General features: G+C 68.4%; 17 protein-coding genes and 4 pseudogenes. 8 read left to right on the forward strand and 13 right to left on the reverse strand.

Annotated features, from left to right (window positions below; translation table 11 throughout):
* Window positions 1–108: 108 nt before the first annotated feature.
* Together ACWD26_RS01710 and ACWD26_RS01715 are read left to right on the forward strand one after the other, a co-directional pair.
* On the forward strand, window positions 109–1161 hold the full coding sequence (locus tag ACWD26_RS01710; protein WP_451265271.1) for a radical SAM protein: 1053 nt from the start codon (window positions 109–111) through the stop codon (window positions 1159–1161).
* Entirely contained in the window at window positions 1149–1337 is a 189-nt protein-coding gene (locus ACWD26_RS01715) for a hypothetical protein (RefSeq protein ID WP_451265073.1), read from the forward strand. Before ACWD26_RS01710 ends, ACWD26_RS01715 begins: the two co-directional genes overlap by 13 nt.
* Here the strand turns inward: ACWD26_RS01715 and ACWD26_RS01720 are convergent, their stop codons facing one another.
* A complete protein-coding gene (locus ACWD26_RS01720) occupies window positions 1338–2234 on the reverse strand; it encodes a hypothetical protein (RefSeq protein ID WP_451265075.1) in 897 nt (298 codons plus the stop codon).
* Between the two features lie 177 nt (window positions 2235–2411).
* On the opposite strand from ACWD26_RS01720, the gene ACWD26_RS01725 reads away from it, so the two are divergent.
* Window positions 2412–2837 (forward strand): hypothetical protein, encoded by a 426-nt coding sequence (locus tag ACWD26_RS01725; RefSeq protein ID WP_451265077.1) that lies wholly within the window; start codon window positions 2412–2414, stop codon window positions 2835–2837.
* Window positions 2838–3035: 198 nt separating this feature from the next.
* Here ACWD26_RS01725 and ACWD26_RS01730 read toward each other — a convergent pair.
* From ACWD26_RS01730 to ACWD26_RS01740, 3 pseudogenes are all read right to left on the reverse strand, one after another.
* A pseudogene (locus tag ACWD26_RS01730) lies at window positions 3036–3367 on the reverse strand (CoA transferase subunit A); the annotation flags it as partial.
* Window positions 3368–3472: 105 nt separating this feature from the next.
* Window positions 3473–3682: pseudogene (locus ACWD26_RS01735) on the reverse strand (fumarylacetoacetate hydrolase family protein); the annotation flags it as partial.
* 39 nt (window positions 3683–3721) lie between these two features.
* Window positions 3722–3931 (reverse strand): annotated as a pseudogene (locus ACWD26_RS01740) (fumarylacetoacetate hydrolase family protein); the annotation flags it as partial.
* Between the two features lie 303 nt (window positions 3932–4234).
* On the opposite strand from ACWD26_RS01740, the pseudogene ACWD26_RS01745 reads away from it, so the two are divergent.
* Window positions 4235–4662 (forward strand): annotated as a pseudogene (locus ACWD26_RS01745) (ATP-binding protein); the annotation flags it as partial.
* 271 nt (window positions 4663–4933) lie between these two features.
* Here ACWD26_RS01745 and ACWD26_RS01750 read toward each other — a convergent pair.
* Window positions 4934–5158 carry a hypothetical protein gene (locus tag ACWD26_RS01750; protein WP_451265079.1) on the reverse strand — a complete coding sequence of 75 codons (225 nt, stop codon included), beginning with the start codon at window positions 5156–5158 and terminating at the stop codon, window positions 4934–4936.
* 366 nt (window positions 5159–5524) lie between these two features.
* The gene (locus tag ACWD26_RS01755) at window positions 5525–7312 is read right to left on the reverse strand and encodes an ABC transporter ATP-binding protein (RefSeq protein ID WP_451265081.1); all 1788 of its coding nucleotides are present in this window, start codon (window positions 7310–7312) and stop codon (window positions 5525–5527) included.
* A 317-nt stretch (window positions 7313–7629) separates the two neighbouring features.
* On the opposite strand from ACWD26_RS01755, the gene ACWD26_RS01760 reads away from it, so the two are divergent.
* From ACWD26_RS01760 to ACWD26_RS01770, 3 genes are all read left to right on the forward strand, one after another.
* Entirely contained in the window at window positions 7630–8892 is a 1263-nt protein-coding gene (locus ACWD26_RS01760) for a DUF418 domain-containing protein (protein ID WP_451265083.1), read from the forward strand.
* Window positions 8893–9355: 463 nt separating this feature from the next.
* Complete coding sequence (locus tag ACWD26_RS01765; protein WP_451265273.1) at window positions 9356–11029, forward strand: SWIM zinc finger family protein; 1674 nt, start codon at window positions 9356–9358, stop codon at window positions 11027–11029.
* 372 nt (window positions 11030–11401) lie between these two features.
* A complete protein-coding gene (locus ACWD26_RS01770) occupies window positions 11402–11911 on the forward strand; it encodes a GNAT family N-acetyltransferase (protein WP_451265084.1) in 510 nt (169 codons plus the stop codon).
* Here the strand turns inward: ACWD26_RS01770 and ACWD26_RS01775 are convergent.
* Window positions 11895–13289: an AbfB domain-containing protein gene (locus tag ACWD26_RS01775; RefSeq protein ID WP_451265086.1), complete on the reverse strand. Its 1395-nt coding sequence runs from the start codon at window positions 13287–13289 to the stop codon at window positions 11895–11897. The two genes, ACWD26_RS01770 and ACWD26_RS01775, sit on opposite strands and share 17 nt — an antisense overlap.
* Before the next feature lie 1499 nt (window positions 13290–14788).
* On the opposite strand from ACWD26_RS01775, the gene ACWD26_RS01780 reads away from it, so the two are divergent.
* Window positions 14789–16333 (forward strand): family 43 glycosylhydrolase, encoded by a 1545-nt coding sequence (locus ACWD26_RS01780; RefSeq protein ID WP_451265088.1) that lies wholly within the window; start codon window positions 14789–14791, stop codon window positions 16331–16333.
* Window positions 16334–16564: 231 nt separating this feature from the next.
* Here the strand turns inward: ACWD26_RS01780 and ACWD26_RS01785 are convergent, their stop codons facing one another.
* The 6 genes from ACWD26_RS01785 to ACWD26_RS01810 all read right to left on the reverse strand — a co-directional run bounded on the left by ACWD26_RS01785 (window position 16565) and on the right by ACWD26_RS01810 (window position 24947).
* A complete protein-coding gene (locus tag ACWD26_RS01785; protein WP_451265090.1) occupies window positions 16565–16762 on the reverse strand; it encodes a transposase in 198 nt (65 codons plus the stop codon).
* 122 nt (window positions 16763–16884) lie between these two features.
* Window positions 16885–18237 carry a glycoside hydrolase family 43 protein gene (locus ACWD26_RS01790; RefSeq protein WP_451265092.1) on the reverse strand — a complete coding sequence of 451 codons (1353 nt, stop codon included), beginning with the start codon at window positions 18235–18237 and terminating at the stop codon, window positions 16885–16887.
* A 445-nt stretch (window positions 18238–18682) separates the two neighbouring features.
* On the reverse strand, window positions 18683–20107 hold the full coding sequence (locus ACWD26_RS01795; RefSeq protein WP_451265275.1) for a family 43 glycosylhydrolase: 1425 nt from the start codon (window positions 20105–20107) through the stop codon (window positions 18683–18685).
* 124 nt (window positions 20108–20231) lie between these two features.
* A complete protein-coding gene (locus ACWD26_RS01800; RefSeq protein ID WP_451265277.1) occupies window positions 20232–21677 on the reverse strand; it encodes a family 43 glycosylhydrolase in 1446 nt (481 codons plus the stop codon).
* 209 nt (window positions 21678–21886) lie between these two features.
* On the reverse strand, window positions 21887–23311 hold the full coding sequence (locus ACWD26_RS01805; RefSeq protein ID WP_451265094.1) for a glycoside hydrolase family 43 protein: 1425 nt from the start codon (window positions 23309–23311) through the stop codon (window positions 21887–21889).
* A 205-nt stretch (window positions 23312–23516) separates the two neighbouring features.
* A complete protein-coding gene (locus ACWD26_RS01810; protein WP_451265096.1) occupies window positions 23517–24947 on the reverse strand; it encodes a glycoside hydrolase family 43 protein in 1431 nt (476 codons plus the stop codon).
* Window positions 24948–24953: the final 6 nt, after the last annotated feature.

A 24953-nucleotide genomic window follows, 5' to 3' on the forward strand; every position in this document is an offset into this window, starting at 1 on the left:
GTTCCATGGCAACGCTCCCTGTACGACGACCGTAGGAGGGTGTGCGTGCATTCCGCGTCCGGCGGTGACAACGGGGCGGCTCTTGGGCTGCGACCGTCCGTCTTGGTGATGCAGCCGACAACCTTTTGCAATCTTAATTGCAGATATTGTTACCTGCCCGACCGGGGGACGCGCCTTGACATGCCGGCCGCCGTCAATCGTGCCGCCGCGGAGTCCGTGGCCCGCTGGAGGGACTCCGGGCACCAGGTGGAGGTCCTCTGGCACGCGGGAGAGCCGCTCGCAGTAGGCGTCCGGAAGTTCGAGGACCTGCTCTCCGACTGGCCTCGCGGCACCGCTCATCACATCCAGACGAATGCAACCTTGATCGATGACTTGTGGTGCGACCTGTTCGACCGGTACCACGTTCAGGTGTCCGTGAGTATCGACGGGCCACGGGACATGAACTCGGGCAGGGTCACACGCGGGGGTGGCCCAGCCTGGCGAAGGATCGCGGCTGGGATCGCGGTGCTGAGAGGTCGGGGGATCCCCTTCCACGTGCTTTCCGTGGTGCGCGATCCCGCGCCCGAGGTCGCTCGGTCGGTCTACGCCCACGCCTGCGATATCGGAGCGGAAGTACTGGGAATCCTGCCCGAGGAAACGAAGGGCTCCCATGGCGAAGACGCACCGGCATGCAAAAGCGAATGGGTGGGTTTCTTCGCCGAACTCTTTACGCAGTGGCGGGCGAACCCCGTGGTGCGGCTGCGAGACCTCGAGTCGGTGGCGAACTGCTACGACGCGGTTCGATCGGGGATCACTGCAGCGGAGGTCCTGAGCATGCCCGTGGAGCCCATTCCTACCGTGTCGTACAACGGGGAGGTGACAGTCATGTCCCCAGATCTCGCGGGCTTCCGACATCCAAGGCACGGGGCTTTCACGGTAGGCAACGTATTGCGGCACCCCCTTGAGGATCTGCTGAGCAGGGCGGGCTCGGTTCCGTGGGTCCGCGAGGCGCTCGCCGGTGTGGACGCGTGTCGCCGAACTTGCCGCTATGCCGTCGCCTGTGGCGGAAGCTGGCCGGCGAACAAGTACTTCGAGCTTGGGCGGCTCGATGGTACTGAGACGAATTTCTGCCGAAACCTCCATCAAGCGAAGACGGAAGGAGCGTTGCTGTGCCAACCCTGACCAGCCAACATAACCCGGACTCAAATCTCGAAGATGTTCTGCTCGCCAATGTGGAGCACCTCGAATGGCTTCTGCGGCCGATACTCCGGGGAGGCACCCCGCCCGATCGCGACGGTGGCCTCGTCTTTCACAAATTCCAGTCGATGAGCCAAACGTGGAGCCGTTCCGGCGCCTGATCAAGTCCGGGAGAACGCACCTCGCGGAAATGTTCCGGCGAAGACCAAGGCGCTGGACGAATGCCGGCGGCCCTCCATCGACCCGTCGTGCAGTGCGAGGCCGGCAGGCAGGACGACCAGATCTCCCGCCTCGATTGTCCAGACGACACAAACGATTTTCGACAGCTCGGCCGGATTTTCGATGAGGAAGTCACGGAGTTGCTTGGTGCTCGGTATATTCCTGCTGTCGCCGGGCCTGGCCTTGTCCGACAGATGCAGGGCAGACATGTTCAGCGAGAAGATCAGTGACCGGGCGCCCGGCCCCATGTTGTGAATGACGCGCCGATCCGCGCATGCAACACGAATGCCGCGGGGATAGCGTTCACCTTCGCCCTGACTGGTCCAGGCGTTGTCGTAGTGCATTCCCACCCAGCGGGCCACAGTGGGCTCAGAATACCGTGCGATGCGCGGGTCCATCACCGTGGTAGTCCGCGTGCCGCCCCGCGCCGTGAGCACATCCACCAGCCGGCCCGAATGCGGGCCGAGCGCGTAGCGGGAACCGTGGTGGGGTACGAAGTCCGCCCTGGTGGCCTCCTCCGAGGCGGCGGCCACCACCCGGTGGTGGGAGCGGTTCAGTCTCCCGAAGCCAACACACAGGCCTGCGGGCGTCCCGGGAGCCGCCAGGAACGGCGTGACGCACTCGAGGCGCCCGGTTGTCAGCGGCACAGGCGCATCCGGCACGATCGCGTGCTCCGCGAATCCCCCGTGCGCCACCTCTTCCGGCGTCGCCACGTGGACGCCGCACACCGACAGTCGGTGCCGGTGCATCCGCAACCACCCGCCAGGGCAGTCGAGCCTGATCGAGCTGTCGTCGACATGCAGAGAGGCCAGCGCGGCATCCACGGAACCCGTACCCATACCATGTCCTCGCGGTCGGCAGCGGATGATGCGGAACCTTGCGAGTCGACCATGGGACTACCCGCAGGGCTCCTTCGTCACTCCTCGCCGCAGGCTGGCCGGGGCACAGCTTCGACTTCTGTCCGAAGCAGCCAAAGAGCGCTATTTTGAAGGGGTCGGAGAGGGAAGGGGGAGTCCATGTTCGACGCGTCAACGGCACAGGCGGTGGTAGCGGTGGTGACCGCGGCCGCAACCGGTGCCGCTACCGAGGCAGGGCGCGAGGCGTGGACGTCACTGCTCGAGCTCGCACGGCGGGCCGTTCGACGTTCACCCAGAACATCTGACGGGGACGTGCTACCCGTCGACCCGCAGGATCCGGCTCAGGTCCGGGTGCTCGCCGGGCTCATCCTCGAGGAAGCAGCGCGGAACGACGACTTCGCGGTGGCCTTGGAGAATTGGACTCATCTCGCCAGTGCCCGGCTGGGACTCGCTTCTCAAGTGAGCGGCGTGCACAACGAGGTGGCGGGCAACGCCCGCGTGGCCACGGTGATTCAGGCGGACACTGTGAACGGCGGGATCAGCTTCGGGCACAGTCCGCTCCCTGCGGATAGTGAGGCGCAGTGACGTCGGCGGTATCACCCGAGCGCGAGGTGCTGCTGGATGAGGCCGGCCGTCCGGCCGCCGAATACGTGCCGGGTCACAGCCATCAGCGTCCCTGAGCCGACGCGTTGCGGACTACCGGCGCGCACCCCGGCAGCACCGTCCCTTTGCTGCTGGACCGGTTGCCCGGTTGGATAGTGACGACGGACGAGAATCTGGGCCCGGACCTGCTGCTCCGCCGGCGCGCAGCCGTTCGGCGAGGGTGCCCTGCGGGGTGAGTTCCACCTCCAGCTCACCGGCGATGTACTGGCGGGCGAATCCTTGTTCTCCCCGACGTAGGAGCCGGTGACCCGGGCGATCCGACCGGCCGTCAGCAGGACGCCGAGCCCCTGGCCGTCCACGCCGCAGTTGTTGGAGACCACGCGCAGTCCGTCGGCGCCCTGGGCGTGCAGGGCGTCGATGAGGACGGTGGGGATGCCGCACAGCCCGAAGCCGCCCACCGCCAGCGATGCGCCTTCCGGTATGTCTGCGGCCGAGGTCATGACCTTGTCCACGTTGTCGTGCCTTTCTTCCGGTGCCGGAGTCGGTTGGTGAGGGGCGGGAGTCGGGAACAGGACCGAGCCGTACCGCCCCGGTCCTGTTCCCCAGACGCGCAGCGGTCGTGGCCTGCGGCGGGCAGGGGGCAGGTGAACCGGAGCGACGCCCTCGACGACGGTGTTAAGAGGGTGCCGATGCCCTCGACCGGGTGATGGTGGCAGTGTCGCCGGGGACGAGCGGTGGAGGTTCCAGAGTGCGGTTGCGGCCCCAGAGCTCGGCCAGGCAGCCGCCGTGCCGCAGGTGCCGGAGCCCAGAACGTCGCCGGGGCGGATCATCGAGGAAGCCTTCCGGGTTGCGGTGGGGTTCCAGTTCGTCGCGGTGACGAGCCAGGGGCCGAGGGTGGTTGAGGTGTCCTTGCCCTTGGCGGGGCCGAGTTTGCCCCTCATCTCGCGGCCTTGGAGGTCGCGGGCGGACCAGTCGTTGACAATCGTGTAGCCGATGATGTGCTCGCGAGCCTGCAGGGGGCCAGGTCCCGGCCCCCGTCGGCCGTGGGTTCGAGTCCCACCGGCCCCACCATGCAGATCTTTGGCCTGCGGAAACGTCTCATCAAGGGTGCGGATTCCGTCTGTTGAATCAACGGACGGAATCCGCTGCCGTGAGTTCAACTCCGTTGCTGGCGACGTTAGTTCGGATCGCTCTGACCTGCGCAGATGTGGTGGTCTGGCGTTGGGGTAGGTCTCCGCGGGTGGTGTGTACGAGGCCTTGGACGCCGAATTCGGGACGCTGGCAGGACGCAAGGAAATCAGAAGTGCCGTCTGGGGACCTTCGAGCAGGCGGCTCTGCCGGGCCCGGCTCGTGGGCACGGCGGGCCGCCTGAGTGGGCCGTGATCCCCCTGCTGCGCGCCTCCGGCGGCAACGCCACCGAGCTGACCCCGCAGCCCACCCTGGCCGACCTGCGCAAACTGGTGGAATCCTGCGGCCTCACACAGAGCTGATGGGTGAGCTGCCGCCCACCGTGGGCACACCCGCCCAACGCGCCCTCTAGCGCACGGTCCAGGAGGCACTGACCAACCTCCGCAAGCACGCCCCCGGCGCCAACGCCCGCGTCGAGTTGTGGAAGGACGGCGACGGTATCGGAGTGACCGTCACCAACACCCCTCTCACGCGCCCCTCCCTCCCCTTGCCCGGTTCGCAGCAGGGCTTGGTCGGTCTGCGCGAACGGGCCGAGATCCTGCACGGCACCCTGGAGGCGGGCCCGACCGCACAGGGCGGCTACCGGGTGCGGCTGAGGGTTCCCCTCAGCGCGGAGTGACACGCTGTTCTGTCGGCTTGCGGCTCACAAGACCCACGCGTGAGCCTCGACCGGCAGTGGGCGCCGGCGCCCCTGGACCGTGCACCGCGCAGCTTGCCCGCTCGTCCAGCTCCCTGTCCTGACCGTGTCCGGTGCCGTGTCAGCCCGGTGAGGATCCCGGCACCAGGCTGACAGCCATGATCGCCGCCTCCCCCACGGACGGACGACGCGGAGCTCGACGTGACAGGTCGCCGCCTCACTTCAGCAGGGTGCTGACCACGGCGACGGCCACTCACAAGAGCGCGTCAGTGCCGCCGATTCCGACGGCTCGTCGCCACGTACGGCCTGCGGCCCGGGAGGCGAGCAGGCCCCAGCCCAGGAGCAGGACGGTGTTGATTCCGAAGGCGACGTACTCGATGCCTGTGGAGTGCCACCAGCCAAGGCCCGCCCCGCACAGCAGCAGTGTGGTGGGCAGCGTCGCCACTACCAGCGGCCATTCGGAGAGGACTGCGCGCACCACTCCCCGTATACCGGGATGGCCCTGAGCATCGCGGTGGGTGATCGGTGGGCGTATCCATGAGCCAGGGCCGAGGCAAGAGCGGTGAACAGGACCCACACGGCGTCTTCCATGCGCGCCGCTTGAGTCACGTCGCCGAACTGCGTGAGCGCGGCGACGGCCGAACTCGACATGAGGAGCCCGTATACGCCGCCGAACAGCGCGGTCGGCTGGGCCAGCCAGTCCCATAGCCCACGTCTGCAAGCGATGGCGGACTCGGTGCGCATAGGGGCCTTTCGCGGTCTTGGGTTCCGTGGGTGTCGGTGCGTGGGGTTGTCTGACCGGGACTGGGGCAGTGGACGACCGGACAACCCTGCGTGTGGTGGGTCATGGCGCGGGGGCCAGGAGCTGGGTGGCCGCCAGCCGCGCGTACAGCCGGTCCTGGTCCACCAGTTCCTGATGGGTGCCCACGGCCCGAACCCGGCCGGTGTCCATGACGACGATCCGGTCGGCTCCGGTCACCGTCGACAGGCGGTGGGCCACCACCAGCACAGTGGTCTCCCGGGCCACGTCCGCCATGACGTCCCGCAGCGCGAGCTCGTTGACGGCGTCGAGTTGCGAGGTCGCCTCGTCCAACAGCAGCAACCGGGGCTTGCGCAGCAGGGCGCGGGCGATGGCGACGCGCTGCCGCTCACCGCCCGACAGCTTCGAGCCGCGGTGGCCGACCGGGGTGTCCAGGCCGTGGGGCAGCCGCTCGGCGAGGGTGTCGAGCTTCGTGCGGGCCAGGACGTCGCGGAGGGCGTCGTCCGTCGCACCGGGCGCCGCGAAGACCAGGTTCTCCCGCAGCGTGCCGGCCAGTACCGGAGCGTCCTGCTCCACGTACCCGATGGCGGACCGCAGCTCGCCCAGGGACCAGTCCCGTACGTCCTCGCCGTCCACCAGGACTCGGCCGCTGGTGACTTCGTAGAACCGCTCGATGAGGGCGAAGACCGTCGACTTGCCCGCGCCGGAAGGACCGACGAAGGCCGTCATGCCGGCACCGGGTACCTCGAAACTCACCTGCTGATGGATGTACGGCAGGCCCGGACGGTAGCGGAAGGACACGCCCTCGAAGCGGACCGACGCCGGCCCCGGCGCGGCTGTCCCCTGCCGGGGCAGGGCACCCGTCCGCCGATCGGGCGATTCCGTGGAGAGGCGTTCCACGGCCGCGATGCGGGAGATCGCGGCCGCCCCCTCCTGATAGGAGGTCACGGCGTCGACCAGCTTGGACACCGGCTCGATCAGATAGAAGAGGTACAGCAGGAAGGCGATGAGGGTGGACACGGGGATCTCCCCGGACGCCACCCGCGCCCCGCCGACGGCGAGCACCGCGAGGAAGGCCAGCTGTACGGCGAGTTCGTCGGCCGAGCCGGCCACGGCCTCCCACTTCGCGCTCTTCACACCGTGCCACCACGCCCGCCGCGTCGCCGCCTCCACCCGGGCGGTCTCCCGCGCCTCGGCCCCGGACGCCTTTACCGTGCGAAACGCCCCGAGAGACCGCTCCAATCCGACGGAGATCTCCCCGACCGCCTCCTGCGACCGCTCAGTGGCCCGCGCGATCCTGGGCATCACTATGGCCACGACCCCACCGACCAACACGACCACGCCGAGCGTCACACCCAGCAGCACGACATCCAGGTACGCCATCATCACGACCGCCGCCACGAAGGCCACCGCGCCGGTGGCCGCGGAGACGACCGCCTGGGTGCTGACCGCCCGCAGCAGCGTGGTGTCCGAGGTGACCCGGGACATCAGATCACCCGGCGGGATCCGCTCCCACTCCGAAAGCCGCAGTCGCAGCAACCTTCCGACCAGGGTGCGCCGTGCGGCCAGGACTATCGACTCCGCCGTACGCTCCAGCACATACGCGCCGAACGCCTCGACCGCCGTGCCCAGCACCACCACCACGGTGAGCGCGACCAGGATCCCGGCGATGGTCTCACCGGAGGCGAGCCGGTCCACCAGCGCCTTCGTGGCCAGCGGCTGCAGCAGCCCCCCGGCGGCCCCGACCAGGGCGCACAGCAGACCGAGGGCGACCGCCCACCGGTGCGGCCGCACATACGCGCCCAGTGCCTTGACCGTCTCCCGGGCGGACAGGGACGTCTCATCCGTCGTCGGAGCGGATGCGGTGTTCACGCGGTTCCTTTCATCTGCAGTGTCGCGGCGTCACAACCCGGTACGCGGGCCGAAGTGCCGGGGCAGTCCTCGCGCTCCTTGTGTCCGCGCGGTCTGTCATGCCTCCAGCCTTCAAGCCCGGCCCCAACGCGCCCATCCGGCAACCGTCGGGTCCACCCCCGCCAAGTGGCTGAACAGCACCGCCCGTCCGGTCGCACCGGGCCGACCGGTCAGGACGAGACTCCGCCGGTCGGCAGGGCGGTACCCGCCGATCGGCGGGGGAGAGCCCGAAGACTGCCGGATGGTCTGCCCCCGGACGCCCACGCGAGGTTCTCCGTATGACACAGACACAGCCCCCGCAGGAGACGTCAGCTCCGCAGGAGAACTCGCCTCCGCCACCCCAGGCCTCCCCCGAGTCCCCGGCCTCGCCCGGCCCCTCGGTGGGGCGCCTCGTGGGGGTGGACCTGGCCCGCGCGCTGGCGGTATTCGGCATGTACGTCGTGCACATCGGCCCCCCGCTGTCCGCCACGACTGGCGTCGCCAGCTGGATCCGATACATATCGGACGGCCACTCGTCGGTCCTGTTCGCCACCCTCGCCGGGTTCTCACTGATGCTGCTCGCCGGCCGCCGCGAGCCCAGGACCGGCCTGGCGGGCCGGCAGGCGAGGGCCCGCATCGCGATCCGCGCCGTGATCCTGCTGGCGCTGGGCACCGTGATGGCGATGGAGTACGGGGGCGTGATCATCCTCGGCTTCTACGGCGTCTACTTCCTCCTCGCCCTGCCCCTGGTGCGACTGAGCGCCAGGACCCTCGCGATCATCGCGGCCGCGTTCGCCCTCGTCACACCGCAGCTGGCGTTCGTCCTCACCTCGCTGCTGACCCCGTCGGTCCAGCAGAGCATCAACACCTACGACCCGCTCCGCCACCTCAGCGAGGTCGGCGTCCTCGATCTGCTACTCACCGGCTTCTACCCGGCGCTCACCTGGATGTCGTTCGTGATCGCGGGCATGGCGCTGGGCCGCCTCGACCTCTCCTGCGGCACCATCCAGAAGCGCCTGGCCGCGCTCGGCGCCACCCTCACCGCGGCCGCCTACGGCATGTCCCTGCTGCTCGCCGGCAAGGGCGCGTTGCGGAGCCTCGCGGAAGACGGGCCGTCGTCCGGCGGCTCCGGTTCGATGCCCACCGGCAGCGGGTCGGTGCCCGCTGATGCAGGGTCGCTCCCCGACATGTCCGCGTCGTTTCTCCTGAAGGCCGGGCCGCACAGCGGCACCACGTTCGACATCATCGGCAGCGTCGGAATCGCGATACTCGTGATCGTGGGCGCGACGGTGGCGATGGCCCGCCTGCCGCGACTGCGCCGCCTGGCCAAGCCGGTCATCGCCGTGGGCACCATGTCCCTGACCGCCTACGTCGGCCACTTCCTCGCACAGACCGCACTGTCCACACCCGCCGGAACCGGCACCCAGCAGTCCTGGCTGCCCCTGATCCTGTACGTCCTCGGAGCCATTCTGTTCGCCGCGATCTGGTCCCGCTTCTTCCGCCGCGGCCCCCTGGAGTACCTGCTCAACGCCGCCACCAAGCCGGCGAAGCACATCCGATGAGGCCCAGGCCGGGGTGTGAACCTCCACACTCCACCCCGGCCCGGGCCGCTCATGGATCCAGCATCTGCCGCTGATGCCCCAACGCCCATCCAGCCAGGTGGTGCTGGGGCAGCCTCCGAACAACCCGTACTAGAAGGTTGCGAGACCCTCTCATCAGCTGGGGAGAGGATCCTTGAACCGGGTGTGCGCGTCCGTCCAGGGCGCGTTCTGGACGCAGGCTGGACACAACGATCGGAAAAGACTGACAAGGGCTGAGAAGGGGTGAGGCGCCAAACTCGTTCTGAGCTGGGGAACTGTTTGGAAAGAAACGCCTCCACGTCCTGCACACCCCCCTTGAGCGGCCTGCCTGTGATCAATGGCCGTACTGAATGTTGGCGACCCCATGGAGCGGCGGCCTCGGTCCACTCGTCGTTCAGCTCGGTCGGCACCGTGTCTTCCGCGGTTGAATACCGCTGTGGCACGGATGGTGTTGGGATTCGGTGAGGACGATCTGAGGACGCTGGCCGGGGCTCGGTCCTTCGAGCGTGGGCTGGGCTATCTGGACGCGGTGAGAGGGCTGGAGGTGGGGGAAGGCTCGGTCACCGCCGTGGTGCACGGTACGGATGTCTACGAGGTGGAGCTCACTCTCGGCGAAGGTGAGGCGATCTCGGGGTGGTGCGACTGCCCGTACGGGCAGGAGGGCAACTTCTGCAAGCACTGTGTGGCGGTCGGGCTGACCGTGCTGCGGCGGGCGAGGACGATTCCGCACCAGCGAGAGGCGGCACGGCAGCGGGCTTCCGGCCTGGATGCATGGCTTTCGGCGCTGTCACGTGACGAACTCCTGGCGCTGGTGCGGGAGCAAATCGCCGAGGACCGGGAACTGCGTCGGCGCTTGGAGCTGCGGGCCGCTGCTGCTCGTTCCGACCTCGGTGCGGTCCGGGACCGGATCATCGCGCTGATCGATCCGCGGCCGTTCGCCCGGTACGGGTACATCGAGTACGCGGATGCCTCCGCGTATGCGCGGCAGGTCGCCGAGGCGGCGGCCGCGCTGCGCGCCTTGACCGCCGGCGGGCAGGCGGCGCAGGCGGTCGGTCCGGCCGAGGAGGCGCTCCGGCTGCTGGGGGAGGCGTTCGGAGAGCTCGACGACTCCGACGGGGTGGTCGCGCAGGCCGCCGCCGCGGTGGCCGAGGCCCATCTGGAGGCCTGCCGAGTCGCCTGCCCCGATTCGAAGCGGCTGGCCGAGTGGCTGGTCGGCAACGTGCTCGACGACAGTAACGACGTGGCGGACCTGGATCCGCTCGACTACGCCGACGTACTGGGGTCGAGCGGGCTGGCCCACATGCGGCAGCTGGCGACCGAGGCACTCAGGCGCAGGCCGTCCGGCTGGGCGGCGCGGTATCTGATGGAGCGCCTGATCAAGGCAGAGGGTGACGTCGACGGGCTGGTCGCCCTGTATGCGCAGGACCTCGATCCCTCCGGTACCACCCATCTGCTCATCGCGGAGGAGCTGGAATCGGCGGGACGTGCGGACGAGGCGCTCGCCTGGGCGGAGCGCGGACTGCGGGAGTGCGCCGCCGAGACGTACATCGACGGCCGTCTGGTCGACTACGTGTGCGTGCGGTACGCGCAGACGGGACGGATGGCCGACGCGGTCGCGGTGCGCCGGGACCGGTTCCGTCTCGAGCGGTCCCTGGCCGCCTACCGGCAGTTGCGCTCTGCCGCTCAGGAGGCGGAGTGTTGGGAGGCTGAGCGCGCAGCCGCGCTGGCAGCTCTTGGGGAAGACGCCCGTCGTGAGCGCGGCGGCCAGTACGGCGGGCCCGTGCTGATCGACGTGTTGCTCGACGACGGCGACCTGGACGCCGCCTGGCGGGAGGCCGCCGGCCGCGCCGACGACCGGCAGTGGGAGCAGCTCGCCGACCTGTCACGCGAGACGCGCCCGGCCGAGGCACTGGGCGTGTACCTGCGGCTGGTCGAGCGGTCGAAGGAGCCGACGGGGGACCGCGCCTACGAGCACCTGGCACGGCTGCTCCTGGCGGCCCGTAACTGCCACCGCGCACTGGGGACCGAGGACGCGTTCACCCTGTTTCTCACCGACCTGCGGACGGAACTGAAACGCAGGCGGAAGCTGATGAGCATCCTCGACCGGCACAGGCTGTAAGGGTGGGCAGGACCAGCGCCCGCTCATCCGCGTGCGGGGACGGCGCCCCGCAGACCCTGTGACCGGTCAGCCATTTCCGGCCCACGACCACGTATGTACTGCGTACCGTTGGCGATCGAAGCCAACGGCATGATGCCCGAAACCACGCCGGACCCGGACCCGCCACCCTTCAGTGCCTTGGGCCTCCTCACCGCCCGACCAGCGTCTCCCGGATTCCCGGACCGGGCCGCCGCCCAGCCACCCGGCACGAAGTGGGACGTGTCCTCGCCACCGGCGAGGCATACAGCCGCCCCAACACCACAAGAAGGGAACCAAGCCCCGCCGAACCAAGAGGCGAGCACCAACCACCCATACGCTGCCACGATGCACCCCATGGATGTCGAGAACCTCAGCGGGTTTCAAGTTGCCCGCGCGGCCTCATCGGACTGGGCCGCGTTAGCCAAGATCGATTCCGTCGCGGCATGGGGCGACCATGCACGAGGGGACAGCATCCGGCGCTGGTGCGAACAGGGTGTGGTTCTCATGGCCCGAGACTCATCCGGACCCCTGGGTTACAGCGTGCTGGAGTACAGCTTCTTCGAGCAGGGCTTCGTCACCATGTTGATGGTCGCCCCCCATGCCCGTCGACGAGGTGTGGGCGCACGTCTCCTCACGGCCGTCGAGAACGTATGCACCACCGCGAAGCTGTTCACCTCGACCAACGTCTCCCACCACCCCGTACAGCAGCTACTCCAACGCGTCGGCTGGCACCCGGTCGGTTTGCTCGCCGCCTGGGCGGGAGTGGCGGTGCGGTCGACGTTGAAGTCGCCACCGCCCCGCCGCCTGGTGACGGCCAGGCGGCGGGGCGGTGGGCTCGTGCGGTGGGTCAGTGGACGATGTTGAAGGTGGCGTCGGCGCGGCCGGTCGCGGTCGAGATCTCGTCGAGCCGCAGGGCGAACGAGTAGTGCCGCAGGTAGCGCGTCGGGAACCGGGCCGAGCGGAACGAGGACCAGTTCCCGTCGGCGAGGCCGGCGACGCGGTGGAACGTGGCGTCGGTGGCGAAGCCGGCCGTGCCGTCGTTGCGGACCAGCTTGATCGCGAAGTTCTCCTGCTTCATGTAGTAGCCGGGGAAGTTGACCGACTCGAACGACACGCCGTCGGGGTCGGACAGGCCGGGCCGCAGCCGCCACTGCGCGTCCTGGTAGGGGTCGAAGGGCAGTTCGCTGATGCGGCCGGCGTTGCTCTCGTGGCGGACGTAGTGGCCGGGGAAGTTGTAGGACTTCAGGAGGTTCCAGCTCGTGCCGCCGTACCGGGCGAGGAGGCGGTCGCGATCGGCGGCGGTGATCGGGTGGACGGTGTTGTGCTTCGCGTTCAACGGTGCGGTGTACGACTGGCGGCCGACCTTGGTCCACGCCCCCGACACCAGGTCGCCCTGCCACAGGTCGAACTTCGCGTTGGGGCAGAAGGTGTCACCCCACAGCGACCAGGTGGACGAGGTGAGCGACTTCACCAGCGTGGGGGCCTCGGTGCACCGGTTCTCGGCGACGCCGTCGGTGTACTTGGTGAAGCTTCGCGGTTCCACCGACGCCGAGCGCGCGCCGACCAGCCGGCCCGTCGCGTTGCTCTTGTAGTAGAGGTAGTTGGATCCGTTGACGCCGGTGACGACGTGGGAGTCGATGATGCCGGAGCCCGCGTCGTGGAACACCACGGGGTCGGTCGCGGTGACGAAGTCGGTCGTGTAGGAGACGGCGATCACCGAGTAGGACATGCCCTGCGGGACGGTGGAGAACGTGATGCCGTAGGCGCTCCGGACCGGGTCCCAGTGGATGGCCGGGGCCCAGCTGTAGGAGTTCGGGTTGGTGGCGTTGACCTTCAACAGCCGGTCCGCCGACCAGTTCACCAGGTCCGGCGAGGTCCAGACGTGGATGTTCGGGTTGGCCCTGGTGAAGTTGCCGCCCACGGGGATGTCGGTCGCGAGCATGACCCAGCTGCCGTCGGGCAGCCGGTACAGGAACGGGTCGCGGATGCCCTTGGTGCCCGCGGTGGGAGTGAGGACCGGGTTGTTGTCGTTGAGCGGCGTCCACTCCCGGCCGTCGTCACTGACCGCGAGGTGCACGGCGTTGACGTTGCCCGCGCCGCTGAGCGACTCCTTGAAATAGCCCATCACATAGGCGGAGTCGGCGTCCGCCGCCGCGGCCGTCTGCGCGGGCACGGCCACTCCCGTGGCCAGCGCCACCAGAGCGACGAGGAACGCCGCTCTCCTGATCAGTCTTGCCAGCAAGGTCTTTCCTCTCGATGCGTGGTTCTCACATGCGTGCGACACCGGCGCCCTCCCTTCGAACGCGAAGGAGCGGGAGGGGCCGCGGGGCCGTCGGGTCAGTCCGCCAGGCGGAAGGCAGCGTCGCTGCGCCTGTGGCGTTGGTGATCGTTACGAGCTTCGGATGGAAGGTGTAGTACTTGCTGCCGGCGGGTGAGCGCACGAGCGCCAGATAGCCCGGGTGGGCGGCGGCAGCCCACTGGGTGCGCTCACGACGTGAGCCGTAAGAGCAGGCAGACCGCAACCGATATCGCCGCCGGCCGGGAGAGAACCGCACGCATGTGCGTCCCCTGTGTTCGTGCGGGTGCGACGATCAAGTGACGGTGGAGTCGAGGCACTTGCGGTCGCCGTAGCCGGGTGAGGAGTGAAGGGGCAGCGTCGGCGGAGCTGCCCCGGCTTGAGCTGATGACGGGCGCGCAACACGGGTCGGCTCCCGAGAGCGCCTATTCGTAATTTCGAACACCGTACGGAACTTCGGCCAGAAGGTAAACTTCCCGTTAGAGTCACGTCAAGAGAACCGGCCAGTCTGGTTACACCGTTTCCGACGAGCGAGGCGCTGCACCCCGGCGTTGGGACGGGGTCGATGCTGTCGGCGAGCAGCAGAAACCGAATCGCCGTACTCGGAGGGCTCTTGCTCGGGCGGTGCGCTCAGGGCCGGTCCGTTCGATGTGCCTCCACGCTGGTGGGGACTACTGTCCCCGGCTCCACCTTTCGGTGGCGTCACCGAGGGCCGTCCACGGCTGGACCGGTGAGCCGTTGGCCGTCTTCCAGCCGTTGACGTCGATGGCCTGACAGCACAAGCCGAGGGATTGCCAGGTCGTGAAGTCGGCCTGTGGCTCCGCGTCTTGGGCGTTCCCCTTCAAGGGTTCCGCGGTGGGCCGGGTGCCACCTCTACCCCACCGGTCGCGGATGTCGCCATGGTGATGACGTCGAGTCAGGACCGAAGTCCGGTCGCTGCAGTCCGGGCAGTCCGGGCAGTTCGTCCAGGGTCCGCGCCATCGTCTCCTGGGCCGCGTCATCGACGTCGCTGAGGTCCCGCGCCATGCCTACGGGCAGTCCGGCGCGCTCGTGGGGCAGGGCAGCTGATGTCCGTTCTGTGTTTTCTGTTATGAGCGGACGTGCCCGCGCGTCTCCCGTACGTACGACTCAGCCCATCGGACGCGGTGACAGCACTCCTCTTGACATGCCCTCACGTCACCCTCTAACTTTTGGCCGAATTTGCGAACACTGTCCCATATTTCGAACGAGTTGGCCTTGGCGCTTCCGTGCTCCGCGTACTGAGGCAGGGATGCGACGCGATGTGAGCCGTGACCGCATCCGCCGCATCTCTTCCAGGCATTGGGCCGGCCCGGCCGCCACCGACGCCTCGGGGTACGGCAGAGCGCGCCGTCCGGCACCCGTGGTCGGATCCGTCGCCCCACCTTCGCTCCCGCTCCACGACACGAAACAAGGATGTCTCTGTCATGAGCATTACTCCCGCATTGGCCGACGATGTGGAACAACTACGGCGGCGCGCTAGGCAGTACGCGCGCAGGAGTCCCTCTCTCATCCGCCGACTCCTCACCACGGCGACGGCGCTCATCGCACTCGTGACGGTCGGTACCGCGGTGGCCGCGCCCGATGCGCAGGCGGCCACGACGACGTTCACGAACCCGCTCAACAGTTCCGGCGCCGACCCGTACATGACCTACTACAACGGCAACTACTACCTGATGACGACGCCGTACAGCGGGCCGCTGACGATGCGGAAGGCGCCCACGATCGCGGCGCTCAAGTCGGCCGCGCCGGTACCGGTGTTCAGTGCCCACGCCGCCGGCCGCGACCGCATGGTCTGGGCTCCGGAGATGCACCTGCTCGACGGCCCCAACGGCAAGCGCTGGTACATCTACTACTCCGCCGGTGGGGGCGACATCGAGGACCAGCGCGTGCACGTGGTGGAGAGCGCCGGCACCGACCCGCTCGGCCCGTACACGTACAAGGGCATGATCTTCGGCGCGAACGACTGGTGGGGCATCGACGGCAGCGTGGTCACCATCGGCGGCCGCCTGTACTTCACCTGGTCGGGGGTGCCGACGCCGCAGTGGGCGGGATCCGACCCGAGCATCTACATCGCCGCGCTGAGCGACCCCTGGACCGTCACACGATCCCGTACGCAGATCTCGACCCCCACCCACGCCTGGGAGAAGCAGCGCACTCCGATGAACGAGGGCCCGGTCGCGTTGCAGCACAACGGGAAGACGTTCATCTCCTACTCGGCGAGCGCCTGCCAGGGACCGGACTACAAGCTGGGTCTGCTCACACTCACCGGCAGTGACCCGCTGAGCGCGAGTTCATGGACGAAGAGCACCGAGCCGGCCTTCCAGCGCAGCGACGCGAACAACGTGTACGGTCCGGGCCACAACGGCTTCTTCAAGTCCCCGGACGGCACCGAGGACTGGATCGTCTACCACGCCAACTCCTCATCCACCCAAGGCTGCGGCGCCACCCGCACCACCCGGATCCAGAAGATCACCTGGAACGCGGACGAGTCGCCGAACCTCGGCGTGCCGGTGGCGACGAACACGGCGCTGACCGTGCCGTCCGGTGAACCGGCGGTGACCTACTACCGGTTGGCCAACCGCAACAGCGGCAAGGTCATGGACGTCCAGGCACCCAACACCGACGACGGCGTGAAGATCGGCCAGTACACCTGGAACGGCAGACCCTGGCAGCAGTGGCGCTTCGTCGATGTGGGCAGCGGTTACTTCCAGATCGAGAGCCTCAACAGCGGCAAGTGCCTGGACGTGAACGCCCGGTCCACCGCCGACGGCGCCGGCATCGTCCAGTACCGCTGCCACACCGGCACGAACCAGCAGTTCGCCTGGGTCGCCACCGACGGGTACTTCCAGCTCAGGGCCCGCCACAGCGGCAAGTGCGTCAACGTCGTCGGCGCCTCGACCGAGAACCTCGCCCTGCTGGAGCAGCGCACCTGCGGCACAGCCGCCAGCTTCCAGTGGTCGCGTTTCTGACGACCCGCTCCCCGTCACGACACCTGCAGAGAGCACGAGACGCACCCAGGGTCTTTACCCGGCTGGCGGCGATACTGGTCGCCGCCGGCCTGTTCTTCGCCTCCAAACCTTGAGAGGTCGTTCTCGATTGTCGCGGAAGTCTCGGCTCGTTGCTGGCCGAGAGGTCGCGGGGGGTGACGGATGCTGTCGACGCGGGCGGTCCCGGAGGGCCTGGAAGACCCCCGCGTCCCGTCAGCGCGTGAAGCGGTTGCAGGCCGTCTGCCAGGCGCTGAAGCGCTCGGGCGTCTCCCGCCACTGGCTGCCGGTGCGGAACCGCCAGACAACCCGCTCGACCTGCTCACGCAGCCGCTGCCGGTACGGGCCGTTCCTGCCGACCGGCAGGAACGGCCCGATGAACTCCCACTCACCAGCGGTGAGTTGCGCACCCATCACACAACAGTCCCTCCCGGACCAGCACCCGACCCCGGGCTTGATCGCAACTGAAGACAGGCCGCAGGTGTATTGCCCTGTGACTGCTCCGAACACCGCCGGTGCGTCGCGCCGCCCGGTACTCAGGACCAGGCCGTGACGGGTTGGAAGCTCCGGTCGGCGCGGAACAGGTCGGTGGCCGTGTAGCGGTCGACCCACAGCTCGCCGTTCCGGTGGCGGACGTAGTAGCCCGGGAAGTTGTACGACTCCAGGGCGACCGAGCTCGCTGCCGTGCCCGGGCGGGCGTTGAACGTGGCGTCCTTGGCGAAGGTTGCCGTGCCGTCGTTGGCGGCGACGCGGACACGGAACGCCGAATGACGCAGGTAGAGGCCGCTCGCGGTGCGGAAGGAGTAGCAGTTGGCGTCGGCCAGGCCGGGGACGACGGTGAAGGTGGCGTCCTGCTTGGTCTGGGTCGTGCTGGAGGCGTTCACGGGGTCGGTGTAGCCGAGGAAGTTGCGGTGGCGCATGTACCGGTCGGGGGTGTTCACCGACTGGAAGGAGCGGGTGGTGTTGAGCGGCAGGGTCACGCCTCCGGTGACGGTCTCCTTCACCACCGTGAGGTGTTTGACGGTGCCGGACAGGCCGGGCAGTTCGGCCGGTGTCGTCCAGGTCTCGAAGGTGTCGTAGCTGTCGACGTAGTAGAACTTGCGCCGCGTGTAGTCCTCGAAGAAGATGCGCCAGCCGCCGTTGTCCAGCTGCACCAGGACCGGGCCCTCACCGTCGAGGTCGACCCAGTTGCCGGTCTTGGTGATCGTCCAGGGGCCGGTCAGGCTGCTGGAGGTGGCGAAGTCGATGGACCTGGTGGAGGTGCTCTTCAGGAACGCGTGGTACGTCGAGTCGATCTTCACGACGGTGGTGTCGATGTACCCAGGCCCCCTGACGCCGCCGGTCATCGGAGTCGCGGTGCTCCACGAGGTCAGGGCGCTGTTGGTCGCCGTGATGATGTACGGGTTGAAGACGCCCCTGGCCTCGGGGTTCAGGTGCAGGGAGACCAGGATGTTGACGCTGCCGTTGTCCGGGTCGATGAACCACTCCGGGGCCCAGGCGTTCCCGACCTCGGGGAAGTTGATGGTGATGTTGCCGAGGAAGGTCCAGTTCTGCCGGTCCGAGCTGCGGGCCAAGCCGATGCTGTTGCCCGTCCAGTTGGCGGTGTAGGTGACGTAGTAGAAGCCGTCCGTGTGCCGGAAGACGCTGGGGTCGCGCACCAGCCCGGACGGCGGTGTGTAGGCGGGCCCCTTCACGAGGTCGAAGCCCGTGGCGTCCACGGAGTCGTACACGTACATGTTCCGCTCGCTGGAGTACGTGAACGCGGTCATCGTGTACCGCGAGGTCCGGCCGGCGGGCGGGGCGGCCGCGTGTGCCGTGCCGCTGAGCAGGGGCGCCAGCGGGGAGGCGAGGACCGCGGGGGTCGCGCCGAGGGCGAGGAGCGCTTTCATCGCGCTTCTTCGACTGGGGACCGGCAACGTCATGATGGCTCCTGGATGTGGTGCGGTCGTTGGGGGCGGGGGCAAAGCGGGACTGCTCGGTCGCTGATGGCGGGGGGCGAGGCGGGACTGCTCGGTCGCTGCTCCGCCGCTATGTCGCGCAGTGGGCGGCGTGCTGCCGGTGGAGGGCCGTGCCGGCCGGCAGGACGTGAAGCGGGTTGCTGAAGTGGCGTAAGCAGCGGCCGGGAAGGTGAGCGACTCGGAGGAGACGCCGTTGATGGCGTCGGCGAGGCCGGCGCGCCGGTGGAGGGATGCGTCGTTGTGGAAGACGGCTCTGCCGTGAGCGCGGGTGGTGCGGCCGTTGCCGCAGCCGCCGCGTTCGCGGTGTTGTCCGCGCGGTAGACGGTCCACTTCTCCGTGCGGTGGGTCGCAGCCGCGGAGGGGCAGGGGCTTCGGCTCACTGGGTGTAGAAGGTGGCGTCGGCCCGGTCGGTCGCCGTGCTGAGCGCCTGGACCCGCAGCAGGTAGTTGTAGTGGCGGATGTAGCGGCCCGGGAGGTTGTACGACTCGTAGGAGACCCCGGCGGAGTCGGCGAGGCCGGCCCGGGCGGTGAAGGAGGCGTCAGCGGCGAACAGCGCCGTCCCGTCGTTCTTCTCCACCCACACCTCGTTGTTCTTGTGACGCAGGTAGTAGCCGGGGAGGTTCGCCGACTCCAGGGAGACGGTGCCGGTGCCGGTGAGTCCGGTGACCACGCGGAACTGCGAGTCGGCCAGCGGGGAGACGTTCGGCTCGATCCTGGCGCGGTGCTCCCAGTGGCGGATGAACCGGTCGGGGAAGTTGTACGAGGAGAGCCGGATCGGGGTGAGGCCGTCGGCGACGGGGATGCCGAAGTCGGGTGTGCCGTCGGCCTTCCAGTAGATCTTCTGGACGCGGGTGCGGCGGTTGGGGTCGTTGAGCGGGGCACCGCTGATGTCCCTGTAGCTGCGGTCGTGGTAGACGAGGATGTCCGACTTGCCGTCCTCGGAGACCGTGAACTGGTTGTGCCCGGGGCCGTACTGGCTGGTGGCGGCGTTGCTGACGAAGACCGGGCCGGCGTTCTTGGTCCATGACGAGGCGCTGAGCAGGTCGTCCGAGGCGGAGGCGGTCAACAGGCCCATGCAGTAGTTGGCGTCGGTGGCACTGGCCGAGAAGGTCATGAAGACCTTGCCGCCCCGCTGGATGACGGCCGGGCCCTCGTTGACCGTCGCGCCGGCCTTCTCCCACGAGGCGGTCGGCCGGCTGAGCAGGACCGGTGTGCCGGTGATGGTCCAGGGGTTGGACATCTGGGCGATGTAGATGTTGGTGCCGAGACCGAACACGGGCGGGTTGTCCTGCGCCCAGGCGAGGTAGCGGGTGCCGTTCACGGCGAAGGTGGTCGGGTCCAGCGAGAAGGTGTCCAGCGGCAGCGCGATACGGCCCTTCTCCGTCCACGTGCCCGTGATCGGGTTCGCGTCCGCGCACTCCAGGACGTAGGGCCGGATCCTCCATTTGTCGTCTGCGGCGCCGGCGGAGAAGTAGATGTACCACTTGCCGCCGATGAAGTGGATCTCCGGGGCCCAGATGTGGGCGCCCATCTCGCCGGTGGCGTGCTTGGTCCAGATGGTCGTCTCGGGGGCCGACGTGAGCCCCTGGATCGTGGTGGCCCGGCGCAGCACGATCCGGTCGTACGCCGGCACCGTGGCGGTGAAGTAGTAGAAGCCGTCGGTGTGCTTGAAGATGTGCGGGTCGGCCCGCCGCTCGGCGATGGTGTTCGTGTACGTCACGCCGGGTGACGCGGGCACGGCGGCGTGGGCGGTACCGGCCGAGACACCGGTAACGGTCGCGGCGGCCGACCCGGCGATCATGCCGAGAACCGTCCGGCGGGTGAATTCAGGTCTCAATGGACTACTCCCTCTGGCGCTGGTGGGGCGGAGGTACCACCTGCTGCCCACATGGGTCGGTGGCGGTCGACAGTGTCGGTGACGGCGGTCAGGCGGCGGGGGCCAGCCGCCACTGCTGGCAGTTGTTGTTCAGCCAGGTCCACTGGCGGACGTCGGTGCCGTTGGAGGTACCGCAGTTGGCGACGTCGGCGACCTTGCCGCTGTTTTCGTTCACGATCCGCACGTAGTCACCTGTGGCCGTGTACACCAGGCGGAACTTCTGGCAGTTGTTGTTCAGCCAGGACCACTGCCGGATGTCCGTGCCGTCGGCCGTACCGCAGTTCGCGGTGTCCATGACCTTGCCGGTCGCGACGTTCACCAGCCGGTTGGTGTCGTTGCCCAGGTCCTCGATCCGCCACTTCTGGTTGGCGCCGCCGTTGCAGGTCCACTGGAGGATGTTCGTGCCGTCGGCGGTGCCGGCGCCGGACACGTCCAGGCACTTGCCGCTGTTGCGGTTGACCAGGGTGTACGCGGTCGGGGTGGCCGCCGTCTCTCCGGAGGGGCCGGCCAGGGTGGTGCCGAGGGCCACGGGGGTGCCGAAGTTCGGCGTGCCGTCGGTGTTCCAGGTGAATTTCTGGGCCCTGGTGGTGCGTTCGTTGCCGCAGCGGTCGGTGGTGGAGTCGTTGGCGTGGTAGACGATCCAGTTCTCGGTGCCGTCGGGCGAGGTGAAGAAGCCGTTGTGGCCCGCGCCGTAGACGCCTGCCGCGTCATTGCGGCTGAAGACCGGTGAGGGCTTCTTCGTCCACGAGGCGCGGTCCAGTGGGTCGGCACCGGTCAGTTCCAGCTGGCCGAGCTGGTAGTTGGGGGTGTCGCAGGCGCTGGCGGAGTAGATGAGGAAGGTGCGGCCGTCACGCTGCAGCGCCTCCGGGCCTTCGTTGATGGCTGCGCCCTGGGTCTCCCAGCTGAGGGTCGGCGTGGAGATGACACTCCAGTTCCCGCTGACGGTGTACGGGTCGGTCATCGGGGCGATGACCAGGCTGGGCGGCGTGCTGCTGTTCGTTCTTCCGCTGCCGACCATGTACGTCTGGCCGTTCACCTCCAGGACGCTCGCGTCGATCAGCCAGTTGGTCGGGTAGAGGTTGGGGCCGGTGATCATCGACTTGTACGTGTAGGGGCCCATCGGGTCCGTGCCGGCGCTCGCCAGGACGTGCGTGCGCTGGGTGCCGTTCGCCCCGCAGCACGGAGTGCCGCTCTGCCCGGCGCTGTAGTAGAGGTACCAGCGGCCGTCGGAGAAGTGGATCTCCGGGGCCCAGATGTTGGAGTTGCGGCTGGGCGTGGTGTCCGACCAGATCTGCACGTTGGGAGCGGTGGCGAGGCCGGCGAGGGTGGGCGACTTGCGCATGCCCAGGACACCGGTGAACGTCGTCGTGACGAGGTAGTAGTTGCCGTCGTAGTACTCCAGCCAGGGATCGGCGCCCTTGAAGGACTTCAGAGGGTTCGTGTAGGGGCGGCCGTCCGCTGCGGACGCGGGTCCCTGGGCACAGACCAGCGCCATGAGCAGGGACACGGCGCCGGCCAACCACAATCTGAGGTGGCGAAGGAGCACGGTTCTTCCTTTCCGGACGTTCGCTGCGCCGAATGTCGTGCTACCGGGGGTGAGAGCTCGTGAGCAGACGCCGACGGCCACCTCCGTCAGCATGGGGAGGCAGTGGAAGGGGACGCCGGCGCTCTCCGGGAGGCGCCGGCGTCCCTGTCGGTGTCGGGTCAGTTCGTCACGCGGAAGGTGGCGTCGCCGCGTCCTGTCGCGGTGGTGATCGGGTCGAGCTTCAGGTAGTAGCCGTAGTGGCGGATGTAACGGTCGGGGTGGTTGTAGGACTGGAAGGAGGACCAGGTGGAGTCGGCGAGGCCGGCAACCTGGCGGAAGGTGGCGTCGGCGGCGAACTGGGCGGTGCCGTCGTTGCGGACCAGTTGGAAGTCGTTGTTGGCGTGCCGCAGGAAGTAGCCGCGGTAGTTCACCGACTCGAAGGAGACGGTGCCGGTGCCTGCCAGACCGGGCCGCAGCCGGAACTGGGCGTCGAGACCGGTGACGTTCTGGTCGATGCGCACGTCGAAGCCGGCGTGCCGCACGTACCGGTCCTGGAAGTTGAACGACTGGAGCCGCTTGGCCGGGATGTCGCTCCAGCGGGCGAGTACGCGGGAGTCCTCGGCGGCCGTGAGGTTCAGGATCGAGCCGTGGCGCTTCTTGGTGGCGCCCATGTTGTAGCTGCCCGACGCCGGAAGCTGGTAGCTGCCGGGGGCGGAGGGGCTGGTGGTCGTGACCGGAATGTAACCCCGCCCGGAGGCGTACTGGTCGAGGTAGAGCGCCCACTCGTTGCGGTCGCGGAACTTCATCCACATCGGGCCTTCCACACCCGTGAGGCCGGTGCCGGAGAGGTCGCCGAGGGGGGTCCAGGTGCCGAGGATCGAGTTGCTGCCTTCGAGGGTGATCTGACTGTCGCGGGAGGCCCGCACGTAGCGGTAGTCGCCGACGCCGGCCGGCATCTCGACGATCTGGCTGTCGATGATTTCCTCGGTGCCGGGACGCTCGATGTAGATCTGCGGGGTGGTGATGGAGCGGAAGTCGCTGGTGTGGGCGTAGTAGATGCGGTGCTTCTTCACGCCGTTGACGGGCTTGTTCGTCGCCCAGTACAGGACGTAGTTGTTGGTGGCCGGGTCAAAGTACGCTTCCGGCGCCCAGGCGTTGCGCCCGTCGGGGATCGCACCGGCGACGTTGAGCAGCCACGGCTCCGACCAGTTGATCAGGTCCGTGGACTCCCACACCACGAGGTTGCGGCTGCCGTTGTACACGGCGGCCTCCCAGTTCTGCCCGCAGCTGATGCACAGGTCGGTCGCGATGATCCAGTACTTGCTGCCGTCAGGGGATCTCACCAGTGCGGGGTCGCGCACCCCCTTCGTGCCGACCGTGGAGCGAAGGGCTATTCCGCCGCCGTTGAGGTCGGTCCAGTTCAGGCCGTCCGTGCTGTACGAGAAGTAGATCTGCTGGCCGTTCGAGCCTTCCCCGATGAAGTGCGTCATCAGGTAGCCGGGGTCGGCGGCGGCCGCCCGCTCGGGTGCGGCCAGTGCCTGGGAGGTGAAGAGTAGGCAGGCGGCGACCAGTATCGCCGCCAGCCGGGAGAGAAGTGTGCGCACGTAGGGTTCCTGTCTTTCTGCGGGTGCTTCGATGTGCTGTGGTGCTGTGGCCGGGCTGGGCCGGATCGCCGGCCCAGCCGCCTGGCGGAGCCCCGCTTCGTGCTGGGCGGCGGCGGTGTGCGGGGCTCGCTCCGACGGTCGCCACCGACTCGGCCTGCCCCAGGGCGATGCCGTGCCGCGTGAAGCGGGCAGCCCGGTTCCAGGGTCAGTTCGTCACGCGGAAGGTGGCGTCGCCGCGTGCTGTCGCGGTGGTGATCGGGTCGAGGCGGAGTTGGTAGGCGAAGTGGCGGATGTAGCGGTCGGGGTGGTTGTAGGACTGGAAGGAGGACCAGGTGGAGTCGGCGAGGCCGGCGACCTGGCGGAAGGTGGCGTCGGCGGCGAACTGGGCGGTGCCGTCGTTGCGGACCAGCTGGAAGTCGTAGTTGGCGTGGCGCAGGAAGTGGCCGGGGTAGTTCACGGACTCGAAGGAGACGGTGCCGGTGCCCGCCAAGCCGGGGCGCAGCCGGAACTGGGCGTCGGGGCCGGTGATGTTCTGGTCGATGCGCACGTCGAAGTTGGCGTGCCGCACGTACCGGTCCTGGAAGTTGAACGACTGGAGCCGCTTGGCCGGGTTGCTGGCCCAGCGGGCGAGTACGCGGGTCTCCTCGGCGGCCGTGAGGTTCAGGATCGAGCCGTGGCGCTTCTTGTTGACGCCCAGGTTGTAGCTGCCCGACGTCGGGAGCTGGTAGGTGCCGACGGCGGAGGGGTCGGTCGTCGTGACCGGCATGTACCCGCCGCGGGAGGCGTACTGGTCGAGGTACAGGGTCCACTCGTTGCGGTCGCGGAACTTCATCCACATCGGGCCCTCGACCTGGGCACCGGTCAGGCCGATGCCGGAGAGGTTGCCGAGGTTCGTCCACGTCCCGAGGATCGAGTTGCTGCCTTCGAGGGTGATCTGGCCGTCACCTGAGGCCCGTACGTAGCGGTAGTTGCCGACGCCGGCCGGCACCTCGACGATCTGGGTGTCGATGAGTTCCTGGGTGCCGGGGCGGTCGATGTAGATCTGCGGGGTGGTGATGGTGCGGAAGTCGCTGGTGCGGGCGTAGAAGATGCGGTGCTTGGTCTTGCCGTTGAGGGGCACGTTCGTCGCCCAGTACAGGACGTAGTCGTTGGTCTCGGAGTTCCAGATCGCCTCGGGCGCCCAGGCGTTGCGTCCGTCGGGGATGGCTCCGGCGACGTTGAGCAGCCACGGCTCCGACCAGTTGACCAGGTCCGTCGACTCCCACACCACGATATTGCGGCTGCCGTTGTTGATGGAGCCGTCCACGGTCGACCCGCAGCCCCAGCACAGGTCGGTCGCGATGATCCAGTACTTGCTGCCGTCGGGCGAGCGCACCAGTGCGGGGTCGCGTACGCCCTTCGTGCCGATGGTGGAGCGCAGGATCGACGCTCCGTCGTTGAGGTCGTTCCAGTGCAGGCCGTCCGCGCTGTGCGAGAGGTACATCTGCTGACCGGTCGATCCCTCCCCGGTGAAGTGCAGCATCAGGTAGCCGGGGTCGGCGGCGGCCGCCCGCTGAGGTGCGGCCAGGGATTGGGAGGTGAAGAAGAGGCCCACGGCGACGAATATCGCCGCGAGCCTGGTGAGCAGTCTTGCCATGCGCGT

The sequence above is a fragment of the Streptomyces sp. NPDC002787 genome, assembly GCF_053592095.1.